The sequence below is a fragment of the Kineococcus anabasis genome (genome assembly GCF_054590795.1).
The window spans coordinates 39,589-52,013 of record NZ_BAAIHU010000007.1 but is presented as its reverse complement, the minus strand read 5'-3'; the positions used below and the strand labels follow the sequence as shown (position 1 = coordinate 52,013).

Annotated in this window: 13 protein-coding genes and 1 pseudogene; 8 read left to right on the top strand and 6 right to left on the bottom strand. The window is 75.9% G+C overall.

The window, feature by feature from the left end; genetic code table 11:
• The first annotated feature begins 60 nt into the window (after positions 1-60).
• On the top strand, positions 61-246 hold the full coding sequence (locus ACYQBY_RS11070) for a hypothetical protein (RefSeq protein ID WP_459643916.1): 186 nt from the start codon (positions 61-63) through the stop codon (positions 244-246).
• A 322-nt stretch (positions 247-568) separates the two neighbouring features.
• A complete protein-coding gene (locus ACYQBY_RS11065; RefSeq protein ID WP_459643915.1) occupies positions 569-1,321 on the top strand; it encodes a class I SAM-dependent methyltransferase in 753 nt (250 codons plus the stop codon).
• Positions 1,322-1,510: 189 nt separating this feature from the next.
• Here ACYQBY_RS11065 and ACYQBY_RS11060 read toward each other — a convergent pair whose 3' ends face one another.
• Positions 1,511-2,350 carry an alpha/beta fold hydrolase gene (locus ACYQBY_RS11060; protein ID WP_459643914.1) on the bottom strand — a complete coding sequence of 280 codons (840 nt, stop codon included), beginning with the start codon at positions 2,348-2,350 and terminating at the stop codon, positions 1,511-1,513.
• Between the two features lie 522 nt (positions 2,351-2,872).
• Between ACYQBY_RS11060 and ACYQBY_RS11055 the strand changes: the two genes are divergently transcribed.
• Complete coding sequence (locus ACYQBY_RS11055; protein WP_459643913.1) at positions 2,873-3,064, top strand: hypothetical protein; 192 nt, start codon at positions 2,873-2,875, stop codon at positions 3,062-3,064.
• A 50-nt stretch (positions 3,065-3,114) separates the two neighbouring features.
• Here the strand turns inward: ACYQBY_RS11055 and ACYQBY_RS11050 are convergent, their stop codons facing one another.
• Both ACYQBY_RS11050 and ACYQBY_RS11045 read right to left on the bottom strand, forming a co-directional pair.
• Positions 3,115-3,486, bottom strand: coding sequence for a class I SAM-dependent methyltransferase (locus tag ACYQBY_RS11050; protein WP_459643912.1), 372 nt, complete (start codon positions 3,484-3,486; stop codon positions 3,115-3,117).
• Positions 3,487-3,669: 183 nt separating this feature from the next.
• Positions 3,670-3,843, bottom strand: coding sequence for a hypothetical protein (locus ACYQBY_RS11045; protein WP_459643911.1), 174 nt, complete (start codon positions 3,841-3,843; stop codon positions 3,670-3,672).
• A 120-nt stretch (positions 3,844-3,963) separates the two neighbouring features.
• On the opposite strand from ACYQBY_RS11045, the gene ACYQBY_RS11040 reads away from it, so the two are divergent.
• The gene (locus tag ACYQBY_RS11040) at positions 3,964-4,242 is read left to right on the top strand and encodes an HAD family hydrolase (protein ID WP_459643910.1); all 279 of its coding nucleotides are present in this window, start codon (positions 3,964-3,966) and stop codon (positions 4,240-4,242) included.
• Positions 4,243-4,286: 44 nt separating this feature from the next.
• Here the strand turns inward: ACYQBY_RS11040 and ACYQBY_RS11035 are convergent, their stop codons facing one another.
• Positions 4,287-5,003, bottom strand: a complete 717-nt coding sequence (locus ACYQBY_RS11035) for an HAD family hydrolase (protein WP_459643909.1) — start codon at positions 5,001-5,003, stop codon at positions 4,287-4,289.
• A 64-nt stretch (positions 5,004-5,067) separates the two neighbouring features.
• Between ACYQBY_RS11035 and ACYQBY_RS11030 the strand changes: the two genes are divergently transcribed.
• Entirely contained in the window at positions 5,068-5,880 is an 813-nt protein-coding gene (locus ACYQBY_RS11030) for a phosphotransferase (RefSeq protein ID WP_459643908.1), read from the top strand.
• Between the two features lie 29 nt (positions 5,881-5,909).
• Here ACYQBY_RS11030 and ACYQBY_RS11025 read toward each other — a convergent pair.
• A pseudogene (locus ACYQBY_RS11025) lies at positions 5,910-6,233 on the bottom strand (phosphotransferase); the annotation flags it as partial.
• Between the two features lie 68 nt (positions 6,234-6,301).
• Between ACYQBY_RS11025 and ACYQBY_RS11020 the strand changes: the two are divergent.
• Positions 6,302-7,303 (top strand): pyridoxal-phosphate dependent enzyme, encoded by a 1,002-nt coding sequence (locus ACYQBY_RS11020; protein WP_459643907.1) that lies wholly within the window; start codon positions 6,302-6,304, stop codon positions 7,301-7,303.
• A 236-nt stretch (positions 7,304-7,539) separates the two neighbouring features.
• Here ACYQBY_RS11020 and ACYQBY_RS11015 read toward each other — a convergent pair whose 3' ends face one another.
• Positions 7,540-9,126 (bottom strand): helix-turn-helix domain-containing protein, encoded by a 1,587-nt coding sequence (locus tag ACYQBY_RS11015; RefSeq protein ID WP_459643906.1) that lies wholly within the window; start codon positions 9,124-9,126, stop codon positions 7,540-7,542.
• Positions 9,127-9,276: 150 nt separating this feature from the next.
• Between ACYQBY_RS11015 and ACYQBY_RS11010 the strand changes: the two genes are divergently transcribed.
• Positions 9,277-10,035 carry a beta-phosphoglucomutase family hydrolase gene (locus tag ACYQBY_RS11010; RefSeq protein ID WP_459643905.1) on the top strand — a complete coding sequence of 253 codons (759 nt, stop codon included), beginning with the start codon at positions 9,277-9,279 and terminating at the stop codon, positions 10,033-10,035.
• Positions 10,032-12,407: a glycoside hydrolase family 65 protein gene (locus tag ACYQBY_RS11005; protein ID WP_459643904.1), complete on the top strand. Its 2,376-nt coding sequence runs from the start codon at positions 10,032-10,034 to the stop codon at positions 12,405-12,407. Before ACYQBY_RS11010 ends, ACYQBY_RS11005 begins: the two co-directional genes overlap by 4 nt.
• Positions 12,408-12,425 lie beyond the last annotated feature (18 nt).

Below are 12,425 nucleotides of genomic sequence, written 5' to 3'. Positions count from 1 at the left end.
GACGGCTGTGACGACACCGGCGACGGACCGGGCTGCGAGGGACCACCTCCGATGGTGCCCATGCGCGAGGTCGAACTGGTCCTGGAGCAGGGTGGCAGAGCCTGGCCGCTGGGCACGGCCGACGCCGAAGGGGCCGAGGACGCCTCCCGCACCACCTGGCCGGTGCGCCTCCCCGAGGACCTCGTGCCAGGTCCGGCCCTGCTGCGTGCCGGCTCGGCGGACGAGACGATCCGGATCGCGGGCTGAACCGGCCACCTCGACGTGCCCGGAGGCAGCTCCACCGCACGATCACGCATCCCTCCAGCAGTTGCGAGCGCGCCCGCGGGGCGGCGGTGAGCGGACGTTCGTCGTTGACCGAGCGCAGACCGGTGCCGCGACCGCGCCGGGCGGGGAGGACGGCACAGGAGATGTTGACCTCACCCGGCGCCGGGTCGGCCAGCGCCAGGTGGGTTTCGACGTCGCCGACGAGGGCCGCACGGACCGCGGCGTGACCGGGTGGTCGTGTGAGCGGCGGTCACATCGCAGCAGCGGGAGGTGTCGGGAGCGCCCGACTGCCTACGCTGTGGTGGTGTTCGATCCGGGGCACTTCGAGGCCCACGCCGAGACCTACGAACGTGCCAGACCGCCGTACCCCGCGCAGCTGTGGTCGTGCCTGGGCCGGATGGGCCTGCTGGCACCAGGCGCCCAGGTGCTCGAACTCGGTGCCGGGACCGGGCAGGCCACCGGCCCGATGGTCACCGCCGGTGCCGAAGTCCTGGCCGTCGAGCCCGGCGCCGCACTGGCCGGGCGGCTGCGTCGACGCTGGCCACAGGTGGAGGTGCTGATCGGCACCGCGGAGGGTGTGCCGTTACCGGTTGCCGGGTTCGACCTGGCGGTGGCTGCCACATCGGTGCACTGGTTCGACCTGGACGTCGTGCTGCCGAAGGTGCACCGGGCACTGGTGCCCGGTGGCCACTTCGCCGTGTGGCGGACGGCCTACGGCGATCCCTCCGTCCCCCCGACGCCCTTCCGGGAGAGGGTCGCGCAGATCACGGACCGCAGGCGGGAACCACCGCGGCCGCCGGGCCCCGGGGAGCTGGACACCGCGGCATGGGTGGACCGCCTGACGTGCAGCGGGCACTTCCGCACCAGCCGTGTCGAGCACTTCACCTGGGCGGTCGAGCTGAGCACCGAGCAGGTGCGCGACCTGTTCACCACCTTCAGCAACTGGAACGCGGCCGAGGTGGCTGAAGCGGCACGTGCGGTCGAGGAACTCGGCGGACAGGTGCTCGAGCACTACGTGACCCCCCTGATCGTGCTGCAGCGCGCCGCCACACCGTGAACCGTCCGGCGCCGGGGACCAGCAATCCCCGGGATGCGCAGCGACTTCCACCTTCACGCGCCCGACGTGGTGCACCGCCGACCGGGCTCGTCGTGCCGGACTCGTCGGCGCTGCGCGCGGAGGGACCTGTGGAGCTGCCGACCACCCCCGGGCGCACCGGGCCGGTGGCGCCGCAGGAGCGGCACCGGCTCAGGCCAGGACTGTGCGCAGCCGCTCGGCGAAGGCCTCGGGGTCACCGTGCTGGCCGAACTCGCCGCCGAGGAAGCCCGCGTGATGGCTCGGGAACTCCACGGCGGCACGCCCGATCCGCTCGGCGACCGCACGGGCGCCGCGGGCAGGGCTCTCCTCCCCCGACCCTGTGCCGTAGGCCAGGACCACGCGGTCGCCGAGCGCGGCGAGGGCGTCGTAGTCGGGCCGGTAGGCCTGACACGTCGGGATGTTGCGCATCAGCGGGTCGGTGCGGTCGCCGTCGTCGTGCGTCGGCAGCCCGAACCGCGCCGGGTCGGGAGCCGGGCGGTCGAGGTAGTCGTCCGGGGTCGGGCCCTGGTGCATCACGTAGGTGATGAACCTGGCCATCGCCGGCCCGGTGCCCGACGCCTCGTAGGTCGCCTTGATGTCCCGGCAGACGGCGAGGTGGGCCTCGCGGTCGGGGAGGGGATCGGCGATCGGGGGTTCGTGCGCCACCAGCCTGCGGATGTCGTCGGGGTGGGCGGCCGCCAGGGCCAGCGCGTTGATCGCGGCGCCGCTGCTGGCGAGGATGTCGACCGGTCCGGTGCCGAGGTCCTCGATGACCCGGTGCAGGTCGTGGCCGTGCAGTTCAGGTGAGAGCGCAGAGGTGCCGGTCGGGTTGCGTCCGGCGCCGCGCGGGTCGACGGTCACGACCGGTCGGTCGGCGAAGCGGGCAGCGAGCGATCCGAACCCGGTCGCGTCCATGGGCGATCCCACCATGACCAGAACCGGTCGCTCTGCCGTGGCGGCTGTGAGGTCGCCACGAACGTCGTAGTGGATGGTGTCCTCGCCCTGACCCACCGTGTGCGTCCGGGGCGGGGTGCTCGTCGTGTCGGTCATGCCTGGTCGGACCCGGGCACGTACCGGAAATCATCGGTCAGCGGCGCGGACGGGGAGCGGGATGCGATGGGCGGTGGGCGATGGACCGGGCCCGGCAGGAGCACGGGGTGGGCAGGTGGTCGGCGCACCGCCGCAGCGACGGTGCGCTCATCGGTCGAGGTGGCCTGTCCCGCACCGTTCCGGAGGATCGCCCGGTCCCGGAGCGCTCGGGCACGCGCCACGAGGGACGAGTGCTGCGCCCCGGGCTGGTCCCGGGGGGTGGCCGGTGCCCGGGAGACGGCGCCCTTCGCGCTGCGCCGCACCGGCGTCCGGCGCACCACTCGGCTGCCTCAGCGCGCCCGGGTCCCTCCGCGGGTACCCGACCGCCTCACCGGCCACCGCCTCAGCCATCCCGGGGGCCACCGGTCGGGCGACGCGGCAAGCCGGACGCATGACGTCCGTCCCGCGCGTGCGCTACACCTGACGGGGGAGGAGGTGGTCGTCGTGGACGAGCAGGGGCGGCGGATGGGCCGGTGGGGTGCCCGGTTGATGTGGCTCTCGGTGCTGCTCGTCGTGGTGGCGGTGGTGGGTACGCCGTCTACGGCGGGCCTGTCGCTGCTGGTGGTCGCGCCGGCGGTGGTGCTGTTCCCGGCGGGGTGGCAGATGTGGGCCGTCCGCTACGGCGGCAGCGCCTGACGACGGAGGGCCCCGCGGACGGTCATCCTGCTGCGTCCGTGGCCGGCGTCTCAGGGCGCTGTGTGGAGCAGCGAGCAACGCCAGAAGAGGTGCCGGTGCAGCACCGCCAGGGCCGTGATGACGTCGTGGCCGCCGGGGAGGTCGGCGGTCATCGCCTCACCGCAGAGGAACTCCACCTCGCCCGTCCCGGTGGACAGGCGCTGTGCGGTCCGGATGCTCGGCGGGTCCGAGTCGATCCCGGTGACGTGCCTGCTGCGCTGAGCCAGCCGGCGCGCGAGATCACCGGTGCCGCAGCCGACGTCCGGAGCGGCTCCCACCCGCTCCGGCAGGCGGCGCAGGAGCCGGTCGTGGTGGTGCGCGTCGTGATCCCAGGGGTGCGCCTCGTTCCACCGGTGACACCAGTTCGGGGCCCGCTCGCTCACGCCCGCCACCGCCACGGCTCCTTCCGCCACCTTCCTGTCACCGCGTGACAGCACCCGAGCAGGAGCGAGCAGCCCGAGCACGATCAGCGCTCGGACGACGCGGCCGACCGCCAGCCGCACATCGACGGGCGGGTGCGTCCGGGCCGGTCATGATCGCGCCCGCCGTGCGGCGTGGGCGTGCGTTCACGGGACGGTGTCGCGGCTGCCGGGGTGGAAGCAGAAGCCGGCGCCTGCCCAGTTGTCGTCGAGGACCAGTCCGCTGACGTCGGTGGACTCGGCCGGTCGCTGCAGCGCCTGGTCTGGTGAGGTGACGGAGTCGAGGCCGAGTGCGCTGAGCCCAGCTGACTGCTCGTTCATCACCGGACGAGGACGTCAGCCGACCGCCCGTGGGTGCGCCCACAGGGCGTCAGGAGCGGACGCTCGCCGTGAGTGCTGCGCGGTCGCCGACGCGCCGGGTCCGCGGGACACCCTGTGGTCGTGCCCGAGCCTCCTCCTCCCGCACGCGCGGTGATCTTCGACGTCGACGGTGTGCTCGTGGACTCCCACGGCGCCTACCGCCAGGTGTGGCAGCGCTGGGCGCTGCTGCACACCTCGGACGCCGAGGTGGAGTACGCCCGCCTGATCGCGGGTGCACTGCCCGTCCCCGGTGTCCTCGTCGACGGGCACGCGGTGAGCCGGGGCAGGCCGGACCCGGAGGGTTTCCTGCTCGCCGCGGACCTGTTCGACCGGGTGGGGCCCGGGCGGCTCCCGCGCTGAGCGCCGCCCGCGGGGTGCCCGGAGCGATGACCGGCGGCGTGCTGTCAGGCGGTCGCCCCGTGCAGCCGTCCGGGCGAGAGGTGCCGGGCCAGCTCCAGCAGGGTGCTGATCCGGTGCGGTTCGTCGTGCGGGCCGGTGTCCTCGCGGTCGAGGTGGACCGCGCGCAGGCCGGCTGCGCGGGCCGCGAGGACGTCGACCTCGTGGTCGTCGCCGACGTAGAGGGCTTCGTGCGGGGCGACGCCGAGCCGCTCGCACACGGCGGTGAAGGCGGCGGGGGCGGGTTTGGCCACGCCGATCTCCTCGGCGGTGACGACGGGACCGAGCCGGCCGGTGAGACCGATGGCGGCGACCTTGGCGTTCTGCTGTTCGCGGGTGCCGTTGGTCAGCACCGCCGTCAGCAGACCCGCGTGGTGCACGGCGTCCAGGGCGGCTTCGACGTCGCCGTAGCCGCACCAGGCGTTCCGGTAGGCGCGCAGGAAGCCGTCGGCGAAGAGGGCGTCGAGGTCGTCGTCAGCGCCGACGGGCCGGCCGAGCAGGGGCAGGAAGGCGCGCAGGCGCCGGCGCCGCTGCTCGGCGAAGCTGATCCGGCCCTCGCGCCAGGAGCGGAAGTGCTCCTCCTCCGCCGCGAACCACGCCGTCTCCAGCTCCGGTGTGGCGACGGCCCCTAGCGAGGCCGTCCAGGCGCGCAGACCCGCCCGTGCCGCCGCGGGGTGGTCGAAGAGCGTGCCGTCCAGATCGAAGATCGCTGCCCGCAGGGTCACCGGGGGAGGGTAGGGCGACACCCGGACGTGGACGGGAGGCGCCCGGACTGGGACGGTGCTGGGCGTGCCGCTCACCGCCGTCCAGGCAGCTGTCCGAGCCGTCCAGGTGCACGCGCCGCACCTGCAGCACCAGGACGTCGTCCTGCTCGGATCAGGTGTGGACAACGTGGCCTTCCGCTGCGGCGAGGTCGTCGTCCGGGTGGCGAGCGGGCACGACACCCGACGGGAAGGGGAGCTGCTGACCCTCCTGGGTCCCCGCGTGTCCCTCCCGGTCCCCGCTCCGATCTTCTCCGACGAGGAACTCGGTGTGCTGGCCTACCCGGTGCTGCCCGGACGGGCCCTGCTGGGCCGCACGCCCCCGGCCGGTGCGGCCAGGCAGCTGGGCACCTTCCTCACCGAGCTGCACTCCGTCGACGCGTCGGTGGTCGCCTCCACCGTCGAGGAGGAGCCCGCCGATCCGCGCGAGTGGCTCGACGAGCTGGCCGGGCCGGAGGAGCTCCTCGCCGTGGTCCGTGCGAGCGTGCCACCGCCGGGGGACCGACGCGTGCTGGCCCACGCCGACCTGGGGGCCGAGCACCTGCTGGAGGACGGCGGCGCTCTCAGCGGTGTCCTCGACTGGTCGGACGCCGCCCTCACCGATCCCGCCGTGGACTTCGCCCGGTTGTACCGCGACTTCGGCCCCCGCTTCCTGCGCGAGGTCCTCGACTCCTACGAGCTGCACCCACCCGGTGCCGAGGCGATGGCCCGCGTCGAGTTCTTCGCGCGCTGCGCGGCCCTGGAGGACCTCGCCTTCGCCCGCACCAGCGGACGCCGGGAGTACGCCGACGCCGTGCGCCCGAGCCTGGGGTGGCTCTTCCCCGGCGCCCGGCTCGACTGAGGTCGCCGCCTGGCGTGCAGGGGGGCGACACCGGCCGCCCCGGTGAACCGCCCCCCGGCCGGCATCGGCGCGGGCCTGGGTGAAGCCGGCGAGGCCAGGTCCCGGACCCGTGGGCCGGGAGAGGCGGTGTCCCGGTCGATGACCCCGCTGAGCCGGCCATCGGCGAAGACCACGTCGTCGGGGGCGAAGTCGTCGTGGCAGACGTCCTCGACCGGCTGGTGGGCGGGCAGCTGCCGGACGGCACCGGTGGTGTCGAAACCGGCGGCACGGCCCGGAGCTCCACGCGGTGCCGGTCCTGCCGCGCGTCGAGGCGGTGCGAGCTCCGCTTGACGGCACCATCGGGTCCGGCGCACCGCACCGGGTGCCGCCCGCGACCGCGGAACCGCGGTGACCGCGTCACGACCTCCTCGGGAGACCACCTGTGAGTTCCGGGACCCACCCGCCGAGCACCGGGGCCGGAACGCACCTGCGGCTCGGTACCTACCCCACACCGGTGGAACCGGCTCCCCGGCTGGCGGCCGCGCTGGGGCTCGGTGCGGAGGACCTGCTCATCAAGCGGGACGACCTCATCGGGCTCGCCGGTGGTGGCAACAAGGTCCGCAAGCTGGAGCACACCCTGGGGGCGGCGCTGCGCTGCGGTGCCCGGGCGGTCGTCACCAGCGGTGCACCGCAGAGCAACCACGCACGGCTCACGGCTGCGGCGGCGGCACGGCTGGGTCTGCAGGCCGTCCTCGTCCTGGACGGTGAGGCGCCGGAGGAGGCGCAGGGGAACCTCCTGCTCGACGGGCTCCTCGGTGCCCGCATCGTCTGGGCCGGGGATGTCGGGCACGACGGGTTGACCGCGCGCGTGGAGGAGGAGGCGGCGGCGCTGCGGGCCGGTGGGACGCGGGCCGAGGTCGTCCCGTTCGGAGGTTCCAGCGTCGTCGGCGCGCGCGGTTACGCCGAGGCCGGGGTGGAACTGCTGGCGCAGGTCCCCGACCTGGCCACGGTGGTCGTCGCGGTGGGGTCCGGCGGGACCATGGCGGGTCTGGTCCACGCCCTGGGAGCGGAACGGGTCCTCGGCGTCGACACCGGCGCGGTCGACGACGCGCAGGCCCGCGTCCACGCCCTGGCCGAGGGTCTGGCGCGCGGGTCGGGTCGGTCCGGGCCCGGTCGGCTGCGGATCCGCCACCAGGAGGTGGGAGCGGGGTACGCCGTCCTCACCCCGGCGGTGCGCGAGGCCGTGAACCTCGTGGCGCGCACCGAGGGCGTGGTCCTGGATCCGGTCTACACCGGTCGGGCCGCGGCGGGGCTGGTCGCGGCCGTGGCCTCCGGTGAGGTCACCGCGGGCCGTCGCACGGTGCTGCTGCACAGCGGCGGGCTGCCCGGCCTCTTCGGCCACCCCGACGCGAGCTCGATCGCGGACCGCCGGACGGTCGGCTGAACCGTACGACCACCCCGGGGCCGGCGCAGGAGCACGTCGCCGGCCGGTCGTGGTGGCGCGCGAGCGGCGTCACGAGCGGAAACCCCACCTGCCGCAGGTCCCCGGGGGGACCACGGGACCTCCTCGTCGGCCTTCTCCCCGATCCGAGCGCGTCGGCAACGACCCGGGCGCCCGCAGGTCGACGCGGGCGGAGGACCGTCGGGCCCCCGCCGGGACGGCCGCCGCTCAGGGCACGCTCAGAGCACGCGCAGGGCGACGTGGACGTCCACGAGGTCGTCCAGGGTGCGCAGGTCCCGGCCGAGCAGCTCGCCCACCCGGCCGATGCGGTAGCGCACGGTGTTGGGGTGCACGTGCAGGCGCTCGGCGGCCCGCGCCCAGGACCCCGAGCACTCCACGAACACCCGCAGCGTCGTGAGCAGCTCCACCTGCGCGGGCGAGCCCGGGTCCAGCAGCGGGCCGAGCACGTCCGCCGCGAACGCCGAGCGGACCGGCCCGGGAACCGCCCGCAGCAGCCGGTCCACGGACACCAGCCCGTCCGCGGGCACGACCGCGACGGCGGCACCGGACCCGGCGGCCACCCGCCGGGCGTGCAGGGCGCCCTGCAGCGCGTCGGCGAGGCCGGGCGCGGCGGCGGGGACACCGAGGCCCACGGCCACGCGGGCACCGCCGAGCGCGGGTGCGGCCCGGGCCAGGGCCCGCCGCAGCGCGGCCGTCCGCTCCTCCGGCGCCGCGCCCGTCCCGGCGGCGGGCAGGAACGCCACCGCACCACCCGCGCCGCCCACCCCGACGACCGGCGGGGCCCCGGCGGCGGGCGCGCCGAGGCCGGTCACCGCGTCGGCGAGCAGGTCCCGGCACAGCCCCGGGGGGAGGGGGACCGCCCCGCCCTCCTCCCGGGGCAGCACGTCCGCGGCGACGGCCACCAGCTCCGCGTCCGGGTCCAGGCCGCAGCGCGCCAGGCACCCGCCGAGGGTGCCCGGGTCCGCGCCGTCCTCCACCGCCCGCACCGCCTCGTCGGCCAGGGCCCGCGCGGTGCGCGCCTCACCCCGCAGCCGCGAGCGCTCCAGCGCGGCCACCGCGGCCAGCTCGGCCACCAGGTCCGCGGTGGCCGGCTCCCACGCCGTGTGGTCGCCGTCCACGACGAGCAGCCAGGAGGTGGCCCGGTGCGGCTCCGGCCCCCCGACGTGCAGGACGCTCCACGTCCCCGCCGCCAGGCGCACCACGTGCGGCAGGCCGGGGGCGGACAGCGCGGCCCGCACGACGTCGTCGACGGTCTCCTCCGGCAGCGGCCACACCCCCGGCACGACCGCGCGGCCGGTGGGCGTGAGCACCCGGATCCGCAGCCGCAGCTCCCTGGACGTCGCCAGCGCCAGGTCCGCCAGGGCGCGGCCCTCGGCGACGTCGCGCAGCAGCCGGCGCTGGCGGGCCAGGTCCGCGGTGAGCCTGCGGACCCGCTCGGACTCCGCCCGGCCGCTGACGTGCGCCTCGACCAGACCGAAGGGCACGTCCGCGGGGACGGCGAGCAGCGGCAGGCCGTGACGCCCGGCGGCGGCCATCACGTCGTCCGGCACGTGCCCCAGCAGCCCCTCCCCGGCGGCGAGCGCGCTCGCGCCGGCCGCGGCGACCTCCGCCACGAACGTCTCGCTGTCCGCCGGGCCGCGCCGCCACACCAGCCCGGTCAGGACGAGCTGCCCGGGTCCGACGTAGCGGCCGGGGCGGGGCAGGTCCACGGTGCACGTGCCCACCACCGGGCGCGCGGAGCCCGCCGCGTCGCCCAGCAGCCGCAGCCGCAGGCCCGGCACGCCCAGCAGGTCCCGCACCAGCACCGCGCCGCACCTCCCGTCCCCGGGACCGGCCCGCCCGGAGCGGAGATCCTCGCAGGTGCGCGGCCCGCGGACCTCCCCGCCGGGGTCGCCGCCGCCGGGGCCGCCGCCTAGGGTCGCACCCGACCTGGAGGGCCACGAGAGGAGTTTCACGTGCTGGGGCTACCGGAGGGCGTGAGCGCCTGCCTGTTCGACCTCGACGGGGTGCTCACGGACACCGCCGCCGTGCACGACGCGGCGTGGACGGACATGTTCGACGCGTTCCTGCGGGCGCGCTCGGCCCGCACCGGCGAGCCGTTCGTGCCGTTCGACCCGGTCGCGGACTACGCCCGCCACGTCGACGGCAAACCCCGCCCCGACGGGGTGCGCGACTTCCTCGCCAGCCGCGGGATCGTCCTGCCCGAGGGCGACCCGGAGGACCCGCCCGGGACGGGGACCGTCCACGGCCTCGGCAACGGCAAGAACGTGGAACTGCTGCGGCGCATCGAGCAGGACGGCGTCACCGTCTACGAGGGCTCGCGCCGCTACCTCGCCGAGGCCACCGCCGCCGGGCTGCGCCGCGCCGTGGTGTCCTCCAGCGCGAACACCCGCCAGGTCCTCGACGTCACCGGCCTGGCCGCGTTCGTGGAGGGCAGGGTGGACGGCCTCACGCTGCGCGAGCGCGGCCTGCGCGGCAAGCCCGCCCCCGACACGTTCCTCGCGGGGGCCGTGCTGCTGGGGGTGGAACCCGCCGCGGCGGCCGTGTTCGAGGACGCCCTGGCCGGGGTGGAGGCCGGGCGCGCGGGAGGTTTCGGGTTCGTCGTGGGCGTCGACCGGATCGGCGGCGGGCACGCGCAGGACCTGCTCGCGCGCGGCGCGGACGTCGTGGTGCGCGACCTGGCCGAGCTGCTGGTGGACGGTGGGGGCCGGTGAGGGAACCCGCGCCCGCCGCGTTCCCCGTCGAGCCCTGGTGCGTCCGGGAGGAGCACCTCGACCTCGACGTGCTCGCCCACTCGGAGTCGGTGTTCGCCCTCGCCAACGGGCACATCGGCTTCCGCGGCAACCTCGACGAGGGCGAGCCGTACGGCATCCCGGGCACGTACCTGAACTCCTTCTACGAGAAGCGGCCCCTGCCCTACGCCGAGCGCGGCTACGGCTACCCCGAGTCCGGGCAGACGGTCGTCAACGTCACCAACGGCAAGCTGCTGCGGCTGCTCGTCGACGACGAGCCGTTCGACGTGCGCTACGGGCACCTGCGCTCCCACGAGCGCGTCCTGGACCTGCGCGCCGGCACCCTCACCCGCACGGTGGAGTGGGTGTCCCCGGCGGGCAAGGGGGTGCGGATCCGCTCCACCCGGCTCGTCTCCTTCACCCAGCGCGCCGTGGCCGCCGTGGAGTACGCCGTGGAGGCCCTCGACGAGCGGGTCCGCGTCGTCGTGCAGTCCGAGCTGGTCGCCAACGAGGACGTCCCGGCGCAGTCCGGGGACCCGCGCGTCTCCGCGGTCCTGGAGCGGCCCCTCCTCCCGGTGGAGCAGGACGTCGCCGAGCAGGGGGCGACCCTGCTGCACCGCACCGCCGCCAGCGGGCTCCAGGTCGCCGCCGGCATGGACCACGAGGTCGAGGCGCCCGGGCGCACCGACGTGCGCACGCGCGCCGCGGAGGACTGGGCCCGCACCACCGTCGTCACCTCCCTGGAGCCCGGGCAGCGGCTGCGGATCGTGAAGCACCTCGCCTACGGCTGGTCGAGCCTGCGCTCGCGGCCGGCGCTGCGCGACCAGGTCGCCGCCGCCCTCACCGGGGCCCGCGCCTCCCGCTGGGAGGGGCTGCTGGCCGAGCAGCGCGCCTACCTGGACACGTTCTGGGACACCGCCGACGTGCAGGTCGACGGGGACCCGGAGGTGCAGCAGGCGATCCGCTTCAGCCTGTTCCACGTGCTGCAGGCCGGCGCGCGGGGGGAGGGGCGCTGCATCCCCGCCAAGGGCCTGACCGGACCCGGTTACGACGGCCACGCCTTCTGGGACACCGAGGCGTACGTCCTGCCGGTGCTGTGCCACGTCGCGCCCCCCGCCGCCGCCGGGGCGCTGCGCTGGCGCCACGAGTGCCTCGACCTCGCCCGGGCGCGCGCGGCGACCCTGGGGCTGCGGGGTGCGGCGTTCCCGTGGCGCACCATCCGCGGGCACGAGTGCTCCGGGTACTGGCCGGCGGGCACGGCCGCGTTCCACCTCGACGCCGACATCGCCGCCGCGGTGGAGCAGTACCGGCTCATCACGGGCGACGGGGAGCTGGAGCGGGAGGCCGGCCTGGAGCTGCTCGTGGAGACGGCGCGGCTGTGGATGTCGCTGGGGCACCACGACCGCGAGGGGCGCTGGCACATCGTGGGGGTGACGGGGCCGGACGAGTACACCGCCCTCGTGGCGGACAACGTGTTCACCAACCTCGCCGCGGCGCAGAACCTGCACGTGGCGGCGGACGCGGTGAACCGGCACCCGGAGCTGGCGCGCACCCTCGGGGTGGACCTGGAGGAGACCGCCGCGTGGCGGCACGCCGCCGACGCCGTGCACGTGCCCTACGACGCGGACCTGGGCGTGCACCCGCAGTCCGAGGGGTTCACGCGCCTGCCGGAGTGGGACTTCGCCGGCCGCCAGGAGTTCCCGCTGCTGCTGCACGCGCCGTACTTCGACCTGTACCGCAGCCAGGTCGTGAAGCAGGCGGACCTGGAGCTGGCGATGCTGTGGTTCGGGGAGCGGTTCACCCCGGAGGACAAGGCCCGCAACGTCGACTACTACGAGCGGCGCACGGTGCGCGACTCGTCGCTGTCGGCGTCGGTGCAGGCGGTGCTGGCCGCGGAGGTCGGCCACCTGGACCTCGCCCACGACTACGCCTCGGAGGCGGCGCTCATCGACCTGCACGACCTGCACCGCAACACCCGCGACGGCCTGCACATCGCCTCCCTCGCCGGGGCGTGGCTGGCGCTGGTCGCCGGGTTCGGCGGGCTGCGCCACAGCAGCGACGGGGAGCTGTCCCTGGCGCCGCAGCTGCCGCCGGGCATCACGCGGCTGCGCTTCACCGCGCGCTGGCAGGGGCACCGCCTCGGGGTCGACGTCGGGTCGGACCGGGTGACGTACACGCTGCGCGAGGGCAACGGCGCAGTGCTGCGGTTCCGGCACGAGGGGGAGGAGGTGGAGGTGAGCGCGCGGGCGCCGCTGACCCGGCCGCTGGTGCGCAGGGTGCCGATGCTGCCCCGGCCGCCGCAGCCCCCGGGGCGGGAGGTGCGCCGCCGCGGCGGTCCGGTGCCGTCGGCCTGAGCGGGCCGCGGTGGGCGG

Excerpts from the sequence above, each read along its gene's own strand:
- ACYQBY_RS11070 (WP_459643916.1), top strand. The coding sequence starts at position 61 with ATGCGCGAGGTCGAACTGGTCCTGGAGCAGGGTGGCAGAGCCTGGCCG.
- ACYQBY_RS11045 (WP_459643911.1), bottom strand. The coding sequence starts at position 3,843 with ATGAACGAGCAGTCAGCTGGGCTCAGCGCACTCGGCCTCGACTCCGTC.